Origin of the sequence: Mesorhizobium sp. B2-4-6, from assembly GCF_006442775.1 — a bacterium.
Classification (GTDB): domain Bacteria; phylum Pseudomonadota; class Alphaproteobacteria; order Rhizobiales; family Rhizobiaceae; genus Mesorhizobium.
The window spans coordinates 299273-320935 of the sequence record NZ_VFVI01000007.1 but is presented as its reverse complement, the minus strand read 5'-3'; the positions used below and the strand labels follow the sequence as shown (position 1 = coordinate 320935).

General features: G+C 64.5%; 22 protein-coding genes and 2 pseudogenes. 6 read left to right on the top strand and 18 right to left on the bottom strand.

Going from position 1 to position 21663, the window contains the following annotated elements; translation table 11 throughout:
• From FJ957_RS19660 to FJ957_RS19650, 3 genes and pseudogenes are all read left to right on the top strand, one after another.
• Positions 1-240 (top strand): annotated as a pseudogene (locus FJ957_RS19660) (hydrolase); the annotation flags it as partial.
• 149 nt (positions 241-389) lie between these two features.
• Positions 390-1358 carry a zinc-binding alcohol dehydrogenase family protein gene (locus FJ957_RS19655; RefSeq protein ID WP_140834229.1) on the top strand — a complete coding sequence of 323 codons (969 nt, stop codon included), beginning with the start codon at positions 390-392 and terminating at the stop codon, positions 1356-1358.
• Between the two features lie 30 nt (positions 1359-1388).
• Entirely contained in the window at positions 1389-1607 is a 219-nt protein-coding gene (locus FJ957_RS19650; RefSeq protein ID WP_140834227.1) for a hypothetical protein, read from the top strand.
• A gap of 29 nt (positions 1608-1636) precedes the next feature.
• Here the strand turns inward: FJ957_RS19650 and FJ957_RS19645 are convergent, their stop codons facing one another.
• The 18 genes and pseudogenes from FJ957_RS19645 to FJ957_RS19570 form a co-directional block, all read right to left on the bottom strand.
• Positions 1637-2299, bottom strand: a complete 663-nt coding sequence (locus FJ957_RS19645) for a TetR/AcrR family transcriptional regulator (RefSeq protein WP_140834225.1) — start codon at positions 2297-2299, stop codon at positions 1637-1639.
• A 51-nt stretch (positions 2300-2350) separates the two neighbouring features.
• A complete protein-coding gene (locus FJ957_RS19640; RefSeq protein WP_140834223.1) occupies positions 2351-2875 on the bottom strand; it encodes a hypothetical protein in 525 nt (174 codons plus the stop codon).
• On the bottom strand, positions 2868-3155 hold the full coding sequence (locus FJ957_RS32480) for a glycine cleavage T C-terminal barrel domain-containing protein (RefSeq protein ID WP_281407685.1): 288 nt from the start codon (positions 3153-3155) through the stop codon (positions 2868-2870). Before FJ957_RS32480 ends, FJ957_RS19640 begins: the two co-directional genes overlap by 8 nt.
• An 84-nt stretch (positions 3156-3239) precedes the next feature.
• Positions 3240-3899: pseudogene (locus FJ957_RS32475) on the bottom strand (aminomethyltransferase family protein); the annotation flags it as partial.
• A 12-nt stretch (positions 3900-3911) separates the two neighbouring features.
• Positions 3912-5747, bottom strand: a complete 1836-nt coding sequence (locus FJ957_RS32470) for a 2Fe-2S iron-sulfur cluster-binding protein (protein WP_281407684.1) — start codon at positions 5745-5747, stop codon at positions 3912-3914.
• Positions 5744-6013 carry a sarcosine oxidase subunit delta gene (locus tag FJ957_RS19630; protein WP_140706143.1) on the bottom strand — a complete coding sequence of 90 codons (270 nt, stop codon included), beginning with the start codon at positions 6011-6013 and terminating at the stop codon, positions 5744-5746. Before FJ957_RS19630 ends, FJ957_RS32470 begins: the two co-directional genes overlap by 4 nt.
• 13 nt (positions 6014-6026) lie before the next feature.
• Positions 6027-7280, bottom strand: a complete 1254-nt coding sequence (locus FJ957_RS19625) for a sarcosine oxidase subunit beta family protein (protein WP_140834221.1) — start codon at positions 7278-7280, stop codon at positions 6027-6029.
• A 329-nt stretch (positions 7281-7609) separates the two neighbouring features.
• Positions 7610-9484: an alpha/beta fold hydrolase gene (locus tag FJ957_RS19620; protein WP_140834219.1), complete on the bottom strand. Its 1875-nt coding sequence runs from the start codon at positions 9482-9484 to the stop codon at positions 7610-7612.
• Entirely contained in the window at positions 9484-10371 is an 888-nt protein-coding gene (locus FJ957_RS19615; RefSeq protein WP_140834214.1) for a branched-chain amino acid ABC transporter permease, read from the bottom strand. The genes FJ957_RS19620 and FJ957_RS19615 overlap by 1 nt, the downstream gene beginning before the upstream one ends.
• Positions 10368-11159, bottom strand: a complete 792-nt coding sequence (locus FJ957_RS19610) for an ATP-binding cassette domain-containing protein (RefSeq protein ID WP_140834210.1) — start codon at positions 11157-11159, stop codon at positions 10368-10370. The genes FJ957_RS19615 and FJ957_RS19610 overlap by 4 nt, the downstream gene beginning before the upstream one ends.
• A complete protein-coding gene (locus FJ957_RS19605) occupies positions 11156-11881 on the bottom strand; it encodes an ABC transporter ATP-binding protein (protein WP_140834207.1) in 726 nt (241 codons plus the stop codon). The genes FJ957_RS19610 and FJ957_RS19605 overlap by 4 nt, the downstream gene beginning before the upstream one ends.
• Before the next feature lie 118 nt (positions 11882-11999).
• Positions 12000-13247, bottom strand: coding sequence for an ABC transporter substrate-binding protein (locus FJ957_RS19600; protein WP_140834200.1), 1248 nt, complete (start codon positions 13245-13247; stop codon positions 12000-12002).
• A 46-nt stretch (positions 13248-13293) separates the two neighbouring features.
• Complete coding sequence (gene argE, locus FJ957_RS19595; RefSeq protein ID WP_140834197.1) at positions 13294-14454, bottom strand: acetylornithine deacetylase; 1161 nt, start codon at positions 14452-14454, stop codon at positions 13294-13296.
• A 41-nt stretch (positions 14455-14495) separates the two neighbouring features.
• A complete protein-coding gene (locus FJ957_RS19590) occupies positions 14496-15392 on the bottom strand; it encodes an amidohydrolase family protein (RefSeq protein WP_140834195.1) in 897 nt (298 codons plus the stop codon).
• A gap of 186 nt (positions 15393-15578) precedes the next feature.
• Positions 15579-16646: a branched-chain amino acid aminotransferase gene (locus tag FJ957_RS19585; RefSeq protein ID WP_140834193.1), complete on the bottom strand. Its 1068-nt coding sequence runs from the start codon at positions 16644-16646 to the stop codon at positions 15579-15581.
• A gap of 63 nt (positions 16647-16709) precedes the next feature.
• The gene (locus FJ957_RS19580; protein WP_140674934.1) at positions 16710-17729 is read right to left on the bottom strand and encodes a succinylglutamate desuccinylase/aspartoacylase family protein; all 1020 of its coding nucleotides are present in this window, start codon (positions 17727-17729) and stop codon (positions 16710-16712) included.
• A 229-nt stretch (positions 17730-17958) separates the two neighbouring features.
• Positions 17959-18876 carry an AraC family transcriptional regulator gene (locus tag FJ957_RS19575; RefSeq protein WP_140834192.1) on the bottom strand — a complete coding sequence of 306 codons (918 nt, stop codon included), beginning with the start codon at positions 18874-18876 and terminating at the stop codon, positions 17959-17961.
• Positions 18877-19122: 246 nt separating this feature from the next.
• Complete coding sequence (locus FJ957_RS19570) at positions 19123-19443, bottom strand: DUF1330 domain-containing protein (RefSeq protein ID WP_140834190.1); 321 nt, start codon at positions 19441-19443, stop codon at positions 19123-19125.
• 128 nt (positions 19444-19571) lie between these two features.
• Between FJ957_RS19570 and FJ957_RS19565 the strand changes: the two genes are divergently transcribed.
• The 3 genes from FJ957_RS19565 to FJ957_RS19555 all read left to right on the top strand — a co-directional run bounded on the left by FJ957_RS19565 (position 19572) and on the right by FJ957_RS19555 (position 21661).
• The gene (locus FJ957_RS19565; RefSeq protein ID WP_140834188.1) at positions 19572-20021 is read left to right on the top strand and encodes an Lrp/AsnC family transcriptional regulator; all 450 of its coding nucleotides are present in this window, start codon (positions 19572-19574) and stop codon (positions 20019-20021) included.
• 109 nt (positions 20022-20130) lie between these two features.
• Positions 20131-20901, top strand: coding sequence for a fumarylacetoacetate hydrolase family protein (locus tag FJ957_RS19560; protein WP_181180623.1), 771 nt, complete (start codon positions 20131-20133; stop codon positions 20899-20901).
• Between the two features lie 25 nt (positions 20902-20926).
• The gene (locus tag FJ957_RS19555; RefSeq protein WP_140834184.1) at positions 20927-21661 is read left to right on the top strand and encodes an SDR family oxidoreductase; all 735 of its coding nucleotides are present in this window, start codon (positions 20927-20929) and stop codon (positions 21659-21661) included.
• The last annotated feature ends 2 nt before the right edge of the window (positions 21662-21663 follow it).

Genomic DNA, 21663 nt, shown 5'->3' with positions numbered 1-21663 from the left:
TTTGTGACCGACGCTTCCGGCGGCGTCAGTACTGAAGCGCATGATCGCGGCGTTCAACGGATGATCCAGGCCGGCGCTGTGCCGCTGACCTGGCTGGTGTTTGCATCGGAACTCCAGCGCGATTGGGCGCGGGAAACCACCGTTCCGGCGTTCGGCCAGGTGTTGCTCGATCATGGCGGAGCAACCGGCACAAGCCTCGCCTGGGAGTGGCAGTTGCTCGGCTCTCGTGGCGGTGCCTGACAGCAAGCGAAGCCCGCAGCCAAGCTGCCGCGGGCTTCGCCCTTTCGGACCTCATGGCTACTGCCCGCATGACTTCCTCCAGCCTTCGATCGCTCTTCAACCGCGTCGGGGTGTAGCCCGGTGAAGGTTCTCATTTCTGGAGACTGGTGATGACGACGATGCGCGCCGTTCGCTTTTCAGCCTTTGGTCCGCCCTCGGTCCTGAGCGTCGAGGACATTGCCATGCCTGTCCCGCAAGCCGGCGAGGCGTTGGTGAAAGTGGATGCTTCCGCGATCAACCCCAGCGACGTGAAGTTTGTCTCCGGCGTGTTCAGTCCGACGCTGCCGCGCACGCCTGGCCGGGATTATGCCGGGACGGTCGTGACAGCTTCGAGCCGTTGGGCGGGCAAGTCGGTATGGGGCAACGGCGCCGGTTTCGGTATCGGCCGCGACGGCTCCCACGCCCAGTTCGTCGCCGTGCCGGAAGATTGGCTTTCGGAGATGCCGGCGAACCTGTCGATGGAACAGGCCGCCACCGTCGGCGTCCCCTTTGTCACGGCGTGGTCCGCGCTTGTGGTGGCAGGTGATATCCGGGTCGGCGAAACGGTGCTCATCACCGGTGCGTCCGGCGCCGTTGGCCGCGCGGCGATCCAGATTGCGCACTGGAAGAAGGCTCGCGTGATCGGCGCCGACATCAACATGAGCCAGGATTCTGAAGCGGATGTCTTCATCAACACGAAGACCAAAGACCTGCCCGCCATGGTGGCGGCGCTGACCGACAACAAAGGTGTGAATCTCGTGCTGGACGCCGTCGGCGGGCCGGTCTTCGAGCCAGCGATGAAGTCGATGGGTCCGGACGGCCGCCAGGTGGCGATCACAAGCGTCGGCTCGCGCCGCGTCGAATTCGATCTGATGGATTTCTATCGCAACCGGCAACGTTTGATCGGCATTGATACCGCCAAGCTCACAGGCGCCGAAATCGCGGCGATCCTGAACGCGCTTCGGCCGGGTTTCGAGAGCGGCGCGTTGCGACCGTCGCCAGTCAAGACATGGCTGCTCGATGATGCGGTGAAGGCCTATGAGGCGGTCGCCGCCGGCGATGCCTCGGCAAAACATATCCTAAATCCGCAAAGCGCTTAGCCGCCTCACCGTTCCAAGAAGGATCCGCCGATGTCCGACTCCGAAGCCAACAAAGCCATCGTGCGTCGCTATTTCGAGATGTTCAATTCCGGCGACCTCGGTCAACTCGCCTGCCCTATCGAAAGCGCGACGGGACGGTGCGCCATCCACACCGGCGATGTCTGGCGCATGGAACGCATCTCATCGCACGCGCCGGCGACGAGGTCGTGCTCGACCGCCAAGAGGTCAAGGGGTTTCCACGCGATCTGAATTGATGTGATCGCGGATGGCGGGACTGCTCAGCCGGGACGTCTCGGCAGCATCTTTTTGGCGAAGGCCTCCACCTCTCCTTCGCGAGGAGCTTCGCCCGTGTGCGTGAGCAGGTAGGCCGGCGTCAGGAAGAGACGGTTGCTTACCGGCTCGACGATCTCGAGCGAGTAATAGCCGATCTGCGTGAAGTAAAGCACGCGCGCCCGCACGAACGCTTCCGTGGCTTCGTAGCCATGCCGTGAAAACATTGCCCGGATGGCTTCGACGCGCGCGTCGTCCTCCTCGTTCACGACCCGGTGGACGTCGGCGGACTGGCGCGACCAGGCGCGCACGGCGAAGTCAAGTCGCGGATTGAAGAGCGTTTCGTCCAGCCAGCACTCGAAGATATTGAGCACGGCTTGCGTGATCGACGCGGCCGGCCGGCCGGCCTGCTCGACGATGAACCGGGTGTTGTTGTTGCGCCAGTAGTCCAGCAGCTGGTCGAGCAGGTCCTGACGGCTCTTGAAGTACCAGTAGAAACTGGAACGGGAGACATTGAGCTTCTGCCCGAGCGCCAGCACGCGCACCGCCTCCACGCCCTCGGAGATCAACGTCTCCAGCGCGAGGTTCATCCAGTCCTCGCGCGTCACCTTGGTGTTGCCGATCAGACCGGACCGCCGCACGACTTCATCAGCATTGGAATCGGAGAACATAGCGGGCTGGCCAAGTTTGAACGCCGGCTAGATAGACCTGAAACCACCACGCTACAATACTTGCACTTGTTCAAGCCACTCCCAAAGATACGGGGCAAGGCCCCGGTCGACGTGGAGACGCGCCCGATGGGGGTTCCCGAACCGGTAGAAGAGAACGCCGACGCCGGCAAAAAGGATCGAAGCCGAGCGGCTTGCCGCTCTGGGATCGAGCGCCGTGCCCCTGGCGATCAGGCGATCCAGGTCCGGCCCCTCGATCTCGAAGACATGCAGTCCGGCATCCATGGCCGTCACCGCGAAACCGGCCGCGTGCCAGCCGGCCGCAACCGGGAACGGCTGTTCCCCGACCGCAAGAACGCGGTCACGCGCGATCCGCACCATGTATCTGTCGCCGAAGGCAATTGCCCCGGCTCCGACACCTTCGCCGGCAAGCGCCGAAGCCTTCGACCAGGCGGCAAGGTCGCCGCTGACCAGAAGCTGGTTCAGCCCGCCAAGCGTTCGCACGCCGACGCTGCTTTTGCTGAGCGTGGCGGTGGCCCAGTCGGGCGCCGCCGGCCATTTTTCGGCAAGGTTACGCATGGAGCCGCCTCCCTTCCGGATCGAAGGCGCAAGGCGCAACGATCGTCGCCTGCCGCACGACACCCAGATGTTGAACGTCGATGGTTTCGCCATGCCGCGCCGCGCCCCGTTCGATGAGCGCCAGGGCGACAGGGCGTCCCAAGGTCGGGCTCTGATAGCTGGAGGTGACGAAACCGATGCTCCTGAGGCGGCCGTCGCGTTTCTCCACGCCATGCGCGCCGGTCGCCAGCGGCGCCTCGCCTTGGCGCAGCGCAAGACCGACGAGCTGGTTGCGGTCCATGCCGTTGCCGGCTTCGGTGAAAAGCGAGCGGCGGCCGACGAACTCGTTGGCGCGTTTGGTCCGCGGTCCGGCGACGCCGAGATCGTGCGGCATGGTTGTTCCGTCGGTGTCCTTGCCGATGACGATGTATCCCTTCTCGGCGCGCAGGATCATCAGCGACTCGAGCCCGAGCAGAACGGCGTCGAAGGCGCGGCCTTCCTGCTGCATCCTCGCCCACAGCGCCTCTGCCCGGTCGGTGCGGATGGAGATCTCGTAGCTGCGGTCGCCAGTGAAGGAGACCCTGGCGATGCGCACTTCGTCGCCGCCAAAGCGGCCGGCGGCGACGGCCATATGCGGCAGGCTGGCATCGTCAAGTGCTGCACCCAGATCGAGCGCCTCCACGACCTGGCGCGCATTCGGACCCGAAACGGTCAAGGTGGCGTGGTGCGCGGTGGCATTGTGGATATAGACCGCGTCGCGGCCGAAGCGGTCCTGCCGCCATTCCTCGAGGCGCGCGTGGACCGCGGCGACATGCGAGGACGAGCAGGACACGATGAAGCGATGCTCGTCCAGGCGGACCAGGACGCCGTCATCGAAGACGACGCCATTTTCCGACAGCATGAAGCCATAGCGGCAATGGCCCGGCTTCAGGGTCGACATGGTGTTGTAATAGATGAAGTCGACAAACTCGGCCGCGCGCGGGCCGATCACCTCGATCTTGCCCAGCGTCGAGCCGTCGAACAGCGCCACGGATCGCCGGGCCCGGCGCGCCTCCTCCTAGATCGAGGCGTCGGCTTCACCGCCGCCATAATAGGCAGGCCTCAGCCAGCCGCCATATTCCTGGAACACCCCGCCGGCGGCGCGATGGTTTGCCTCCAGCGGCAGCCGGCGGACCGGCGCGTGCATGCTGCCCCGGCGCGATCCCGCAAGGCTGGCGAACGGGACAGGCGTGAATGGCGGCCGGTAGGTCGTGGTGCCGACTTCGGCGATGCCCCGCCCGGTGATGTCAGCCAGCAACGCCAGACCGTTCAGGTTCGAGGTCTTGCCCTGGTCGGTCGCCATACCGAGCTTGGTGTAGCGCTTCAGGTGCTCGACCGAGACGAAGTTCTCCCGCGCCGCGAGCTCGACATCCTTGGCGGTGACGTCGCTCTGGTAGTCGATCCAGACGCGCCCCTTGGCCTTGGGTTTCGGCCACAGGTTGACGACGCCGAGCGATGCTTCCGCCCCCGTGCCGCGAGGCGCCGGCGTCGACGAGCCGAACTCGCCGGGCGCCGCGGCGCCGCTGGCCAAGGCATCCGAAAGCGAGACCGTGCCGGCCACGGCGCCGGCGACGCCAATCCCGTCGATGGCTTCGCCGGGGATGAATGCCGCAAGTTGGTTGCTCCAGGCGAGCTTGCCTTTCGCCTGCGAGAACAAGTGCACTGTGGGTGTCCAGCCGCCGGAGACGAGAACGCAATCGGCGGCAAGCGTCGTGCCGTCGTCCAGCAGGACACCCTGGACGGCATTGCGCCCGCGCGCCGCCTTGATCGTGCGCCCAGCCACGACTCGAATATCGGCTCTTCCTTGCACACCGCCGTCGCGCCGGCAGTCGACCACCGTCACCGAAGCGCCGGCCGCGGCGAGCGCGGAGGCCGGCTCATAGGCGCTATCGTTGTTGGTCGCGAGCACGATCTCGCGGCCGACAAGCACACCATGCCGACGCAGATAGCTGAGCGCCGCGTCGGCGGAGAGGATTCCCGGAAGGTCGTTGTTGGCGAACGGCACGGGCCGTTCGATCGCGCCTGTCGCCAGCACGACGCGGCGGGGCCGCACGCGCCAAAGCGTGTCCGGCCTGCCGTCGGGGTGGCGCTGGTTGAGCGCGACCAGATTGTGATCGTAAAGGCCGAACGCGGTCGTATCGCTCAGCACGAGTTGGCCACCGCTCTTCAGCCTGGCAACTGTCGCGTCGACCCACGCCTTGCCCTCGACGCCATCGATCTCACCGGCGCGATGACGCAGCGACCCGCCGGGATGCGTCCTGTCGTCGACCAGGACGACCGAGTGGCCGGCCGCCGCCGCGCTGGCTGCCGCGGCAAGGCCTGCGGGCCCGGCGCCGACCACCAGGACGTCGCAATGATGGTTGACCTGGTCCGAGACCTGACGCGGCTTCCAGTCCGGATCGACGACGCCAAGTCCGGCCATGGCGCGGATGCGCGGCTCGAACAGGTGCCAGTCCGGCCACATGAAGGTCTTGTAGTAGAAGGCGGCGGGCAGGAAGCGGGCGAAGCGATCCAAAACGGCGTTGCGGTCGGTCTCGGCCGTCGGCGAAGCGTTGACGCTCTTGACCTTGATGCCGTCGACGGCTTGCATGGTCGTGGCGCGCGCATTCGGCACGCGGCCGATCGCGCTCTCGACATCGACCAGCGCGTTGGGCTCCTCGACGCCGGAGCCCCAGATGCCGCGCGGCCTATGGTATTTGAAGCTGCGGCCGACCACGGCCTGGCCGCTCGCGAGCAAGGCGGAGGCGATTGTGTCGCCTACAAAACCCTCGACACGCCTGCCATCGAAGGTGAAGCTCAGCGGGCAGTCGCGGTCGATGTCGCTGCCGCCGGTGGTGAGACGGGAAGCGCTCATGCGCCGTGCTCCGCTTCGCCGAGCACGGAAGAGCCCGACACCTTGTGATTGACGCTGTCGCGGCTCATCGCGAAGAACTCGCCGCATGTCATATGCACCCAGATCTCTCGCGTCGGCCCCTTCGGATTGTCGCGCATGTGGAGATAACCGGCCCAGCGCTCCGCGGTCACGTCGCTGCCGTCGGGCCGGAGATTGCCGGCCTCGCCGCCATAGTGGAATTCGCTTTCTTCGCGCGGCCCGCAGAACGGACAGGGAAAGAGCTGCATCTTTTCTACACCTTCAATGGGCAATGCCGGAGCCGGCCGCTTCGTCGATCAAGCGGCCGCGGGCGAAGCGGTCGAGATCGAAGGGCCGGCTGATGTCGTGATGCCTGCCGGTGGCAAGCAGATGGGCAAGCAGGGTGCCGCCTGCGGGAATAGCCTTGAAGCCGCCCGTGCCCCAGCCGCAATTGAGGAAAAGGCCGGGCAGCGGCGACTCGCCGATGATGGGCGAGGAATCCGGGACGACGTCGACGATGCCGGCCCATTGCCGCATCATCTTCAGCTGGCCGAAGATCGGATACATTTCGAGCATGCCGGCGATCACGCTTTCCAGCACCGGCAGATTGCCGCGCTGGCCGTATGACGGGATGCGGTCGAGCGCACCGCCGATCACCAGTTCGCCCTTGTCCGACTGGCTGACATAGACGCCGGTGTCCGGCGAGATCACCACCGTGTCGAGGATCGGCTTGACCGGTTCGGACACGCAGGCCTGCAGCGCATAGGAATTGACCGGCAGCCGAAATCCCGCCTTCGCCGCCAGCACCGACGAATGGCCGGCCACCGCCATGCCTGTACGCTCGGCCCGGATTGCGCCGCGCGAGGTGACGACGCCGCGGCAGCGCCCATTCTCGATGATAAAATCGGAAATCTCGCAATTCTGGATGATGTCGACACCGAGACGGCTCGCCGCGCGGGCGTAGCCCCAGGCGACAGCGTCGTGGCGGGCGGTGCCGCCGCTTGGCTGCCAGGTGCCGCCATAGACGGGGAAGCGTGTGTCCGGGCTGAAATTGTAGATCGGCACGACGCGACGCACGTCCTCGACCGAGAACAACTCGCAATCGATGCCGTTGACCTGAATGGCGTTGACCGACCGCGCGGCGGTTTCCATTGCGGATTCGCTGTGCGCGAGCGTGAGGATGCCGCGCGCGGAAAACATCACATTGTAGTTCAGGTCCGTCGAAAGGCTCTTGTAGAGACTATGCGCCAGTCCGTAGATCGCCGCGCTTTCCGGGTAGAAGTAGTTCGAACGCACCACCGTCGTGTTGCGGCCGGTATTGCCGCCTCCGATCCAGCCCTTCTCCAAGAGCGCGACGTTGGTGATGCCGTGATTTTTGGCGAGATAGTAGGCGGTGGCGAGGCCGTGCCCGCCGCCGCCGATTATGATCGCGTCGTAGCGCGGTTTCGGATCAGGAGAGCGCCAGGCCTTTTCCCAACCGGTCTGACCGGCGATGCCCTCCTTGAAGAGCGAAAGCGCCGAGTACTGCCTCGTCATGCGCCCAAACCGCCGTCATAGGCCGGAGACATCGCTCCACCGCAAGGGCTTGGTCGCCCGGTTTCCAGCTCGAACATGTGCATCGATCGTCCCTCAAGATACCTGCCGTGGGTGCCGAACACCGCAAACCAGCGCCAAGCACGCATTTAGCGTGAATGTACACCTGTGTCCATTCAAAGCATATGAGCGCCTTCCGCGCGTTTCACAAATTTTGGGCATTGGTCCAACGAGACCGATAAGCGCGGAAAGCCTTCGTAAGCAGTGCCCCTGCAGGCTGAACCGCTTTAACTTGGCGCCCCGACACTCACGGCAGCTTCCCGTTCAGGACATCAGGCGACCGCGTCGGCGCTATGACGGCTTCTTGCTTCGGCTGCGCGCAGGAAAGCAGCGAGCCTTTCGTTGAAGATCGCCGGTTTCAGCAGGAAGGGCGCGTGCTTGCCGTCCTGGATGTCGTCCGGCTCGCCGGTCCACTGCTCGAGCTTGAGGTCCCGGAAATACCGATGGTTCAGAAACGGATCGTCCGAGCCGTTCAGAATGGCGAATGGCATCGCGGCCGAGCGCAGGAAACGCATCTGGCGCGGCCAGTCCACGATCTGGAGCTTGCCCAGCGTATAGGCGCGGGCGCGCCCGTCGGTCCTTCGCACGGCCCGATGGAGGTGGGCCGTCTCCGGCGTTTTCGGACCGGCCGTCGACGCGGCGAAGTCGCGGCTCTCGGCCGGCGACAGGAAGGTCTTGCTCGCCAGAACGAAATGGCTGGTTGCATCGTAGGCGCGGCCGACATCTTCCGGAACGACCCGGAGCGGTGGCGTGCCGGAAATGGCAAGCGCCCTCACGGGATAGCCGCGGGCCGCAAGCTCGATGGCGATATAGCCGCCCAGCGACCATCCGAACACAAAGGGGTTTGCCGCGCCGAGCGCCTTGAGCACGTCTTCGGCCACGTCGGCGAAGGCCTCGACGCTATAGTCCTTTTCCGGATCGGCGTTGTCGGACACGCCGTGGCCGGGCAGGTCGAAGGAGATCACGCGATAGCGGTCGCGGAACGCCTTGAACTGGTTGGCGAACACTTCCTTGGCGGAGGAATTGCCGTGGATGAAGAGAAGCGCCGGCTTGTCGCCGCCAGTGTCGGCCACGGCGATCCTGCCATGGCGGGTGGCGACGATCGTCTCACGCGCTCCGGTCATCGCTTCCCGCTGGCCGAGGCCGAAGCGGCGGCGCAGCCTGGCCGTCGCCTGCGAACGGACCACGTCGAGCGCTTCACGAAATGTCTGCAGCAAGGCCCACAGGCCACCCGGATAGAAGATCAGGATGACGATCAGCAACAGCGACATGATGATGTTGCGCCAGGCGCCGTAGGCAGCGAAGACCTCCGACACCATGGTCACGAAGAAGGCCGCAAGGATCGGACCCCAGATCGTTCCGGTACCGCCGAGCAAAAGCATCGAGAGCAGCAGGCCAAGCAGCCCGAGGCCGAAATTGTCGGGAGAGGCCACGCGCATATAGGAGCCGTAGAATCCGCCGGCCACGCCGCTCAGCGCGGCGCTCACCGTCAGCGTGAACAGCCGGATGCGCGTCTCCGACATGCCGCGCGAGATGGCATAGTATTTATGGTCGCGCATGGCCAGGATGGCGCGGCCGAAACGCGAGCGGGTGATCTTGTAGAGGATGATGGTGGAGGCCACCAGCATCAGCAGGGCCAGATAATAATAGCCGACCTTGCCGCCGCGATTGAAGCGGTAGCCGAAGAGATCGAGCGCCGGCAGGCTTACCATGCCCGACGTGCCGCCCGTGATGTCGGACTGGCTGATGATGATCTGGTAGAGCACCTGCGAGGCCGCGATGGTCACCAGGATGATGTAGATGCCTGAAAGCCTGAGGATGGGCAGCGTGATGAGGGCCGCGACAAGCCCCGCGGCGACCCCGGCGAACGCTATGCCCAGCCATGGCGACAGGCCGAGAGTCTGGCCGACCAGCCCGAACGCGTAGGTGCCGATGGTGAAGAGCGCGACATGAGCGAAATTGAACAGGCCGCCATACCCAAGGCTGAGATCCCAGCTCGAGGCCACGATGCCGAACACGAAGGCCAGCACGAGGAGATGCCGCAGATACATGTTCGAGGAAAGCAGCGGCACGAGCGCCAGCACGGCCAGGACGGCAAGAACCGGGATCAGCCCGGAACCGCGGGCGAAGGACGGGTTGTACCGCATCAGACGGATTTCCTGTAGCGGCCAAACAGGCCTTCTGGCTTGGCGACGAGCACGACGATCATGATGGCGAAAAGCACTGTCGGGCTCCAGTAGAGGCCGACGAGATAGGTCATGACAGCCTCGAGCAGGCCAACGATGAAGGCCGCGTAGATCGGGCCGGTGAAGCGCGCGATGCCGCCGAAGATCACCACGATCAGCGCCTTCATCAGCGGGTCGGAGCCCATCGAAGGGTTCATGAACCGGGTAGAGCCGATCAGGATGCCGGCCAGCGCGGCCAGCGCCGCCGACAGACCGAAGGCGATCGCATAGAGCCGCTCGACATCGATGCCCATCAGCTGCGCCGCCTCGCGGTTCTGCGCCACGGCGCGCATGGCGCGACCAAGCGGCGCGCGCTGCAGGAAAACGCCGAGCGCCGCCAGGATGACGAGCGCCAGTGCCACCACCGCCATCTCGTTGCGGGATATGGTGATGCCGAAGAGCGACATGTCTCCGCCGAGCAGAGGAGAAAGCTGCTTGTTGCGCGGTCCCCAGACGAGGTTGATGACGTTTTCCAGGATGGTCGCGCCCGCCAGCGTGGTGATGACGGATTTCACCACGATGTCCGGGCTTCGTTCGAAAGGCTTGATGAGGAGGTAGTAGACGAGCATGCCGATGACGAACATGCCGATGATGGAGACCGCCGCCCCGGCCAGCAGCCCGGCGGCCGAGGCTTCGGTGCTGGCGATCTGCCAGGCGATGTAAGCGCCGAGCGCGATGAACGTCCCATGGGCGAAATTGAAGATGCCGAGCGTCGTCCATACGAGCGCCAGGCCGGTCGCCATCAGCGCATAGAGAGCGCCCAGCACGATGCCGCCGAGCAGGATCAGGTTGAGCGTCTCAAGGGTCAATGGTGATCCTCGCCGAACATCAGTTTCATGATCTCTTCATGCGTGGGCATGTCCGCCTTCTCGATGCGTCGCGAGATGCGGCCGTGATCGAAGAGGTAGAGCGTGTCGATCAGCTCCTCGAGGAAGGCGATGTCCTGATCGACCACGATCAGCGGCACGCCGGATCCCCGGATGGTCTGGATCGCCGACGCGAGCTCCCCGCGCAGCTTGGGCGACAAGCCCAGCGTCGGCTCGTCGAGGATGAGAAGCTTCGGCGCCGCCATAAGCCCGACGCCTATGGCCACCATCTGGCGCTCGCCGCCCGAAAGGAAGCGTATCTTGTGGCCGAGCCGCTCGTGCACCCGGGGAAAGAGCCGGAAGACCGTGTCCAGCGTCTCCGCCGCGTTGGCGCGCCCGCGTGAAGCATAGGGCGCAATCGACAGCGTTTCGGCGACCGTCATGTCCGGGAACAGCAGGTTTCCCTGCGGGACATGGATCAGCCCGGCACGCGCCACCGCTTTCGGATCCATCCGGCGCCGGGCTATGGCGTCGTAGTTGAAATTGCGCCAGCGCCGGCTGCCGCGCGCACCCGGCCGGTTGAGCTGGACGCCGTCGAAGAAAATGTCCCCGTCCCACGGATCGATAATACCGGACAAGGTTCTCAGGAACGTCGTCTTGCCGTGGCCGTTCGGGCCGAACAGCCCCACGCTCGCGCCCTGCACCAGCGAAAGGTCGATCTTGCGGAAAATCTGCAGCGGCTCGTAGCCACCACCGAGGCCCCTGACGTCGAGGAGAAGCGTGCCCGTCATCGTGCCTGCCCCAGATAGGCTTCGATCACTTTCGGATCGGCAACGACTTCGGCCGGAAGCCCCTGGGCGATCACCCGGCCCTGGTCGAGGACGATAAGCCGGTCGCAGACCGACATCAGCAGCGGCAGGACGTGCTCAATGAGCAGGATGGCGATGCCGCGCTGGCGCAGCCCGAGAATGAGCGCCTTCATGTGCTCGATCTCGCCGGGCGTCAGGCTCGACGCCGGTTCGTCGAGCAGCAGCACGCGCGGCGACATGGCCAAGGCGCTGGCAATCATCAGTATCTTGCGGAAGAAGATCGGAAGGGTCGCGGTCGGCGCGTTGTGCAGCGTCTGGGGAAAGCCCACCATGTCGAGCACCGCGATCGCGGCGATCTCGTCCCGCCTCTGCCCCTGCCTCTTGCCGCTGTGCTCGATGGCCACCAGCACATTGTCGATAGCGCTCAGCGAGGCGAAGATGCTTTCGCGCTGGAAGGTGCGGGCAATGCCGGAACGGCTCACCTCCTCCGGCGCCACGTTCTGGATCTCCCTGCCGTCGAAAACGACGCGGCCGCTGTCGGCCGGAAAGGGAATGTTGGTCAGGATGTTGAACAGCGTGCTCTTGCCGCTGCCGTTCGGCCCGGCGACGCCGAGTATTTCGTTCTCGGCCAGCGCAAAGCTGACGCCGCCCACCGCGCGCAAACCGCCGAAGGACTTGGTGAGATTTTCAGCCGTAAGGATCATGCAAGACTGCTTTGACGAAAGCGGAACGCTGTTGGGCTTCGGTACCTTGGAGATTTGCCGGCGCGATAGGCCGCGCCGGCAAATCGGACACTTTCGCGTACCGACCGGAAGGCTTCTGCTACTGCTTGATCCAAGGCGGAAGCTTGAAATCGCCCGTAGCGTATTTCTTCGGCCCGATCAGGAAGCGCTTGCCGTCCCAGATCTGGTAGAAGGTCACCGGAATGTGGTTCTCGTCCTGCACGGCGAGATGCGTCGCCTGGTCGAATTCCACCGGCCCCGGCGCGGCGTCGAACTTGGTTTCACCAAGCGCCTTGCCGATCGCGTCATGGTCCTTGGGGTCGCCGACCTTCTCCAGCGCCGCGAAGTACATCTCGGCCTCTTCGTAGAGAGCCGAGCCGTAGACGCCCGGAGCGACTTTATACTTGTCCTGGAACTTCTTCAGCACTTCCTGCCCACGCTGCCAGCCGGGCGAGTCGATGGCGCCGCCGATCAGGTTGTAGAGGACGCCGTTCGACTGTTCCTTGGTCAGGTCGACGAATTCGGGAACCGACGGCGCGTATTGCAGGAACACCAGGCTTTGGGTCGGCTGTTCCAGGAACTGTTTCAGGAACAGAGCGGAGTTCGAGGGTTGATAGTCGGTGTTGACCACGAGGTCCGGCGGGTCCTGCCGCACCTTGGCAAGGATAGCGCGCCAGTCGTTGACGGGGCCGAACGGCACCATCTCGTCCACGGTCACGGTCCACCCGGCAGCGGAGAAGGACTTCTTCATGCCTTCCGAGATGACTTTGGAATAAGGGTTGTCGGACGAGATCATGGCCAGCTTCTTGCCCGCGGGCTTGAATTTGCCATCGGCGATCAGCCCTTCCAACAGGGGAAGCACGTCCGTCTCGTAGCCCTTGTAGGACGGCGAGAGCGACCAGCAGCAATTGTAGTTGCCCGGGTCCTTGCTCACGATGCCGGCAAACGAACCGGACGGGCCGGACGAGATGTAGGGCATGTTGGCATCGGCGAAGAGATCGACCTCGAAAAGCGACAGGCTGGCATAGCCGGTCAGCACGACCTGTACGCCTTCGGTGTTTATGAGGCGCTGCGCCGCGCTGCTGACGTTGTCGGGCGACCCGTCCTTGACGTCCGCCGAGATGATCTCGAACGTGTGGCCGGCCACGCCGCCGTTGGCGTTCTTTTCGTCAACGGCGAGCTCCACGCCCTTGACGAAATCCGCGCCGTCGGAGGCCGAAGGTCCCGAAAGCGGCGCGAGCACGCCGATCTTGACGACGTCGGCGGCCGCCGCCCCCATTGCCGTGCCCAGAGCCGACGCGCTCAGCGCGCCGACGAGAAGCAACTGTCTCAGTAGTCCCCTCTGCATGAGATCATTCCCCATTTTTGCGATGTTCAGTTCCACGGCATGCCCTTCAGGCATGACGCGCATGGTCAATCAGCCGGTCGATGAAGCCGAAACAACGTTCGAGCTGCTCGACGGTGATCCATTCGTCGGTTATGTGCGCCTCGCTGTCGCGCCCCGGGCCGCAGACGATGGTCGACATGCCGGCGGACTGGAAGATGCCGGCCTCGGATCCATAGTTCACGGTCGTCACCTCGTTGCGGCCGGCAAAACGCTTGGCGAGCGTTTCGGCGTGCGAGCCCGCGTCGAGGACGAATGGCGGAACGTCATAGGCGATATTGGTCACCACGGCGGAGCCGGCGAAGCCTTCCTTCATGGCCGGAACGACCTTGCCGTCGCTGAACGCCCGGAACCTTTCGACCAGCGTCTCCACGACGCCGCCGCGGGTAGCGCGGATATCCCACTGGAAGGCGCAGTCGCCGGGTATGGCGTTGCGTGCCGTGCCGCCCCGGACGACGCCGATGCTCACCGTCGTGTATGGCAGCTCGAACGGCGAGTCCGCCTCGGGGGCCGAACGAAGGTCGTTCGCGTAGGAGCGCAATTCTCCCATAAGGTCCATGGCATGGAAGATGGCGTTCACGCCGAGGTCGGGTCGCGACGAGTGACAGGCCTTGCCGGTCACGGTCGTCAGCAGGCCGGCGCTTCCCTTGTGACCGCCGACCACGCCCATGCCGGTCGGCTCGCCGATGAAGACGGCGAGTTGCGGCGGCAGGGTCTTCGCCATGTGTTCGATGATGCCGTGGACGCCCAGGCATCCGACCTCTTCGTCATAGGACAAGGCAAGATGGATGGGCGCGGCAAGCGGCTCCTTCAGCATGGCGGGCACGCCGGCCAGCGCGCAGGCGACGAAACCCTTCATGTCCGAGGTGCCGCGCCCGTAGAGCCTGTCGCCGTCGCGCCACATGTTGAACGGGTCGCGCGACCACTCCTGTCCGTCGACCGGGACGACGTCGGTATGGCCGCTCAGCACATAACCCGGCCGGTCGGCCGGCCCGATCGTGGCGAACAGGTTGGCCTTGGTGCCCGTCGCGTCGGGGATGATGACGCTCTCCACTCCGAAGCCGGCAAGGTAGGCCTTGACGAAGTCGATCGCCTCCAGATTCGACCGGCTGCTGACGGTGTCGAACCCGACCAGCCGGCTCAAGAGTTCGATTGCGGAGGAATGTGCCATTGTCTGTCCTGGTCCGTCCGGTTCGGCGCGGCGATTACCGATCAAAGCCGGTAGAAGCGCTTGGCGTTGTCGTGGAACAATTGCGATTGCTCCTGTGGCGACAGGACGGCCGCGATCTTCCTGAAGGTGTCGTAGATCTGGTCGAAGCTCATCTGGATCTTCGAGACCGGATAATCCGTGCCGAACATGCTGCGCTCGGTACCGAAACAGTCGATGCAATGCATGGCGACGTCGCGCACGCTTTCCAGCGTCCAGTTGCGATCATAGGCGCCCGGGTTCGATATCTTTATGGCGATGTTCGAACTAGCGGAGATGTGCTTCAGGCCGTCGCGCCAGTGCTGCATGCCTTCCGGATCGCGATCGATCGGGCTGCCGCAATGATTGATGATGATCTGCAGGCCGGGAAGCGCCTCGGCGATCTCCCGCACGACGCCGGCCTGGTAGGGATACATCATAAGCTCGAGGTTGAGCCCATGCTCCTGCAGCCGCGCGATATCGCGGCGCCACTGCGGATTGCGCCCGAGTTCGGGATCGGTCACGAAGCATTTCTTGGGATCCGGGTGCCAGCTCAAAATGCCCCGGATGCCGGTCAACCGGCCGAACGCCGCCTGTCTTGCGATGGCGTCTGCCGCTTCAGGCTTGCCCAGCGAGGCGCCGCCGACATAGCGCGAGGCCACGCCCTTCGACTTGTCCAGGGTTTCCAGCCAGCGGGTCTCCCCCACGGGATCACCGGCCCACAACGCCTCTATATGGACCGTGGCGACGATATTGTGGCCGCGGGAATCGCGCACATAGTCGTCCACGAGATAGTCCGTGGCAATCTCGGAAAGACCGGCCACCGCCTGCACCGAAGAGTCCGTGGGCAGCAGCCATGGATGCTTGCCCATGGAAAGGTCCCACAGGTGATGGTGCGGATCGATGATCGGTCCCGAATACATGTACACTCCCGGTGTGGGGATGCGGTCAGACCGGGGATGTCAGCGTTCACGACTCCTTACCGGAACCCGCATGCTAACCGTTCGTATCCGGCCTGCAACCCAAGCAGTCATAGTGATTGCAACACAAATGCCGGTATTGTCTCTTCAGGACACGATTTTGCAGGAAGGACTCCACCGGCATCCATCTCAGTCCACGGCGACGGACCAGCCATGGCTGTCGGGCACGGTCCCGGCATGCAGCCCCGTCAGGTGCTCGAACAGTTTCGCCGCGACCGGCCCCGTCTGGCCACCGTTGACGACGATCTTTTCGTCGCGCCAGGCGAGCTCGCCCACCGGGGAGATCACGGCAGCCGTGCCCACGCCCCACATCTCCTCCAGCGTACCGGCCCTCGACGCCGTCATCACGTCCTCGATGTCGATGGGCGCCTCGGCCACCTCCATGCCCCAGTCGCGCATGAGCGCGAGCACGCTGTCGCGCGTGATGCCGGGCAGAATCGAGTCGCTCAAAGGCGGCGTGCGGATGCGGCCGCCGATCTTCACCATGATGTTCATGGTGCCGACCTCCTCCAGGTAGCGGCGCTGGACGCTGTCCAGCCACAGCACCTGGCTGAAGCCCGCGGCGGCGGCCTCGCGGCCCACCTTGAGGCTGGCGGCATAGTTGGCGCCGGCCTTGGCCGAGCCGATCGCGCCCTTGGCCGCGCGCACGCGCGTCTCCGAGACGAGGATGCGGACCGGACCCGCGCCCTCCGAATAATAGGAGCCGACGGGACAGAGGAAGATGAGATAGGTATAGGTCCTGGAAGGCCGCACCACCATGTAGCCCTCGGTTCCCACCATGGTCTGGCGCACATAGATGGCGTTGCCACGCTTGGCCGGCACCCAGTCGCGATCGAGATCGATCAGCTTGCGCATCGCCGCAAGCACGAGGTCGGGGTCGACCGCCGGCATGCACAACTCGCCCGCGCTGCGGTTGAGACGCGCGATATGGGCCTGCGGCCGGAAGAGATGGATCGAGCCGTCTTCGCGGCGATAGCCCTTGGACCCGTCGAAGATCGACTGGGCATATTGGATGACGGAGGATGAGGGGTGGAGCTGCAGCGGGCCGAACGGCACGATGCGGGGATCGTGCCAGCCACGTCCTTCCGTGTACTCCATCTGGAACATATGGTCGGAGAAGTAGTCGCCGAAGCTCGCCTTGAGGTCTTGCGGGATGGGCTTGCGCGCCGCGGCGCGCGTGACGGGAATGTCATGCATGCTATGGATATCCTGATTGTCGATGAGGGCGGCAGGCCGTGCACGCGCAACCCGAGGTGCCGTTCAGGCGGGGGACGCCAGGTGACCGAGGCAGTCACCGGCTTCCACCAGCGAGAAGGTGCGGATGCAGACGGCGAAACCGCCGTGCCTGAAATGGACGGGCACCGGCTCGGCCCACGGATTGTCCAGATCGTAGATCAGACCGGCAAGCGCGCCGGCCGGCACATCGTCGCCGAGCGCGAAGCGCGGCTCGAAGAAACCCCGGCGCGAAGCAAAGGCATAGAGGCCCGGATCGTCCATCACCAGCCGGCGGACCTTGCCGCGGCGCTTCGGCAAGGGTGCCGCGGGCGCCAGCACCTTCAGATGCGACAGCACCGAGCGCAGGCCGTTCTCCACGACGGCCAGCCCTTCGATGTTGACCGTCGACCCCCCGCCGAACTCTCCGGTGACGAAGAAGACATTGTTCTGGTGCGCATAGTTGCCGATGACGCGGTCTTCGCCGCTCAATGCCCTGATGCTGTCGAAATACACCACGTTCGGCGGATCGAAGGCGTCGATGAACTCTTCCAGGCGCTGCTTCTGCGCGGGATCGGACCAGCGCGGCGCGAGCAGCGTCGGCAGGTATTGCAGCGAGCTGCCGCCGGCGTGGAAATCGACCAGATAGTCCGAGCGCGGCAACAACTCGGTGGTCACGTAGTGGGCGATCATCTCCGTCGCCGTTCCGTTGCGCTTGCCCGGAAAGGTGCGGTTTAGGTTGATGTCGTCGATGGGCGAGGTGCGGGTGCCGGCGACAAAGGCGGGATAGTTGACCGCCGGGACGACGACCAGCCTTCCCGAAAGCCGGGAAAGGTCGAGCTCGCGAACAAGCCGGGCCAGTGCGATCGGACCCTCATATTCGTCGCCATGGACGCCGCCGGTCAAAAGGACCGTCGGCCCTTCGCCGTTCTTCGCGACCGCGATGGGGATGGCGATGTGGCCATAGGCGGAGCGATGTACTGAATGCGGCAAACGCAGCGTGCCTGTCTGCAGGCCGTCGCGATCGAAATCGATATTCGTTCCGATCATGGACTTGTCGTCGCTCATCGCATCTCTCCAGGCTTCATCCGCATCGACTGGCGAGCCTAGCGCGAGCGGGAAAGGCAAGTCTTGCGCGATAGGGCCTAAAGCGCGTCGCGATCCTTCAGATTCGCTCCATGCGCTTTAGTTATTGATTCTATGCATGTCTTTGTCCCGAAACCGGTTCCCACTTTCGGGAGACATGCATTGATCTTTCGCGGATCGGCCATGGCCGGCGCCGGTCCGGGCCATCCCTTCACACAAGCTCGCGCCGCCAGCGCAGCGGGGTCAGGCCGGTAGCCTTGCGGAAACAGGTCGTAAAATGACTCTGGTCGGCGAAACCACAGGTGAGCGCGACGTCGGCCAGCTGCAGCTTCTGTTTCCTCAGCAAGTCCTTTGCGCGATCGACGCGCCTCAGCACAATGAAATTGTGCGGGGTCTGGCCCGTGGACTGGCGGAACATGCGCGTGAAATGCCGCACGCTCCACCCGGCCAAACGGGCGAGGTCCGCCAGCGCGATTTCCTCCTGCAGATGGGCGTCGATATAGTCGCAGACACGCCGCCATTCCCGCGGAGAGAAGGCGCCGGAGGCCGGATGCGGGGTCCCGGCTCTCGCAAGGATGAGAACCTGGCAGATCAGCGCAAGCACCATGCTGTCCGCTAGCATGCGGCCCAGCGGACCTTCCGGATCGCCGAGCGTCCAAAGCTGCTCAAGAAGCGTACTCACCACGGCGTTGGGCGCGGTGGAGCCGGAAAGCGGCTCGAGCGCCGATGACAGGTCGTCGGGACATTCCGGGCCAAGCAAGCCCCGAACGTGGCCGACCGGCACCGCCAGTATGACCAGCTTGCGGGGACCGCCGACGCGCCAGCGGCTCTCGACGTTGGGCGGTACGATGATGAGGTCCCCGGTGCGGGACTTTCCCCCTGCCCACCCGGCCCCCATGTTCCAGTCGTAGGAACAGGCCGGTGCCGACAGGGGCGTCGATATGACGACTTCCTCCACGGCCGGGTCGGCAAGCTCATGCCTGCCCTGCTCGACCAGTATCATGCTGGACCGCCCGGTGCCCTGGATGGTGCGATGCTGCTGGGGAAAGGCGGAGTAGGAAGATTTGCGGTAGAATTCCGCATAATTCTCATACGCTTCCCGCGCGACCTGCAAATCCTCCGCCCTCATGACCGGCCTCCAACGAGCCAAATTCTGCCTCGCAAGTTCGACCTTGAAGCGGGTCGGCGTTTCAAGGAAAACTCGCACTGTTCCGCTCGCGTTTGTAGCATGAACTTTTCCGGGGATCGCAAGATGCGTTCCCCGGATCGCACTCTAAGTTTTTATTTTTATGCATGTCGTTGTCCCAGAACCGCTGCACACTTCTGGGCGACATGCATTAAGGACGCACTTTGCCGGCTCAACGGCTTGGCCCGCTCAGACGAGCGGGTCGGGAGCGACGCTTTCGCCGCGTCCCTGCTGCAGGATCATCCGTCCGCGGTCGGAAGAGGCGCGGCGGAACTTCGACGCCGCCTGATAGTCGGTGTCGTTGTACCAAGTCTGGGCTGTGGCCTCGTCCGGAAACTCGAGGATGACCATCCGGTCGGTGAAGGTCTCGCCCTCGCATGTGGTCACCGGATCGCCGCGCGTCAGGAACTTCCCGCCATACTTCTTCAACGTGGCAGGGGTGAGCGCGGTGTACTTCTTGTAGGTTTCGGGGTCGTGGACCCTCATCGTGCAGATCATATAAGCGGCCATGGCCTCCTCCTTGATTTTCGATCGAGCTTATCGCTTTATCAAAGCGCATTCACGATAAATTTGGTTTGTCATCGCCAATTTTCCGCGCATAATCACCAAGGCTGGAGAAAATTTTAGCTGAAAGCGCCATGATCGCACTGGACGGTATCGACCATCGCATCCTGCGCGAGGTGCGGCAGGACGGCCGCGTCTCGACGGTGGATCTGGCCGAGCGCGTCGGCCTTTCGCCCACGCCCTGCGCGCGCCGGCTGAAGCGGCTCGAGGAGACGGGCGTGATCCAGGGGTATGCGGCGCGGATCGATCCGGCGGCGCTGGGCCTCGGCGTCTGCGTGATGGTTTCCGTGCGCCTGGGGCAGCAAGGCCCCGAAGGTGCCGGCCAGTTTCTGGACGAAGTGGCGAAACATCCGGAGATCACCGAATGCCTGCTGGTGACGGGAAACATCGACTACCTGCTGCGGGTCTGGGTGAAGGACATTGCGGCGCTTCGCGAATTCATCAGCAACGTGCTGCAATCGATCCCATCGGTGGCCGAGACATCGACGATGGTGGTGCTCAACCCCGACGAGACCAATCTCTAGGCCGGAGAAATCTTGGTGCAAGCGATATCGCCCCTCAGGTCGATGGCCTGTCACGCGTTGGTCCGGCAATCGTTGAGCGAATTGTCGAACGGAAATGGAGGGATCCGACATGGCATTCGATATCGTTGAAGCTGCCCAGGCGCTGGTGCGCGGCCATCAGGACAATACCCGGTTCGTGACGATCGAGGGATTGTCGGATCTCGTCTCCGCCTACAAAGTGCAGGATGCCTATGTCGGGGCGATTATCGGCGGCGATCACATAGCCGGTTACAAGATCGGCCTGACCTCGCACAGCATGCAGAGCATGTGCGGCATCGACCATCCCGTCGCCGGCGCCGTTTTCGGGCGGCGGGTGATGCATAGCGGAGCGAAGCTCTCGCTGAGAGGCTACGGTCACCTCGGCCTGGAATTCGAGATCTGCGCCCGGCTCGGCCGCGATCTCGCGCCCCGCGCCGCACCCTATACGCGCGACGAGGTCGCCGCGGCGGTCGACGGCGTCTGCCCGGCGGTCGAGGTGGTGGACGATCGCCACGCCGATTATTCGGTGCTGGACGTACGCTCGCTGGTCGCCGACAATTCCTGGAACGCCGGCGTGGTGCTGGGCAATTTCGTCGCCCCGCCCGCAGCGCTGGAGAAAGTCGAGGCGATCGTCTACCAGGACGGCGTCGAGATCGGCAGAGGGGTCGGCGCCGATGCGCTCGGTCACCCTTATGAGCCGCTGGCCTGGCTGGCCGACCATCTGGGCGCTTCCGGTAGGGGCATGAAGGCGGGCGACATCGTCATGACGGGCAGCATCGTGCGCACGCGTTTCCCCGACAAGGCTTTTTCCTATCGGTTCGACATTGCCGGCCTTGGCAGCGTCGAGGTCAGCGGCGCCTGAGGCGCGGCATCATCGGAGAGGACGGATGGATCTTGGATTGAAGGGCAGGAACGCGCTCGTGCTGGGCGCTTCGAAAGGATTAGGCCGCGCCGTGGCCAAGGAATTGCTGGACGAAGGCGCGCGCGTGGCGATCTGCGCCCGCACCGCGGCGGCGCTGGAGCAGACCGCCCGCGAGATCGGCGCGACGGCGCTCGTCTGCGACCTCGCGAAGCCGGGTGCGGCGACGGAACTTGTAGAGCGGGCCAAGGCGACGCTGGGCGCGCCGGACATCGTGGTGGTCAACACCGGCGGCCCGCCCACCGCGCCCTTCGACGAGATCACGATCGAGCAATGGCGCGCCGCCTTCGACAACCTGTTCATGAGCGCGGTGGAGATCGTGCGGGCGGTGCTGCCTTCGATGCGCGAGAAGAAATGGGGCCGCGTGATGTTCGTGACCTCCATCGCCGCGAAGGAGCCGATCAACCGCTTCGCGCTCTCCAACTCGCTGCGCGCCGGCATCCACGGACTGATCAACACGCTGAGCAAGGAAGAGGGCGCCAATGGCATCACCTTCAACGCGCTGATGCCGGGCTATACGCTGACCGAGAGACTGGCGGACGCGAAGCTCGATCTGGAAAAGGTGAGCCAGGCCATACCCGCCAAGCGCATCGGCCGTCCCGAAGAGTTCGCGGCGCTGGCAGCCTTCCTCGCCTCCGACCGCGCCTCCTACATCACCGGCCAGGCCGTCGCCTGCGACGGCGGCGCGCTCTGGTCCATCTGAGA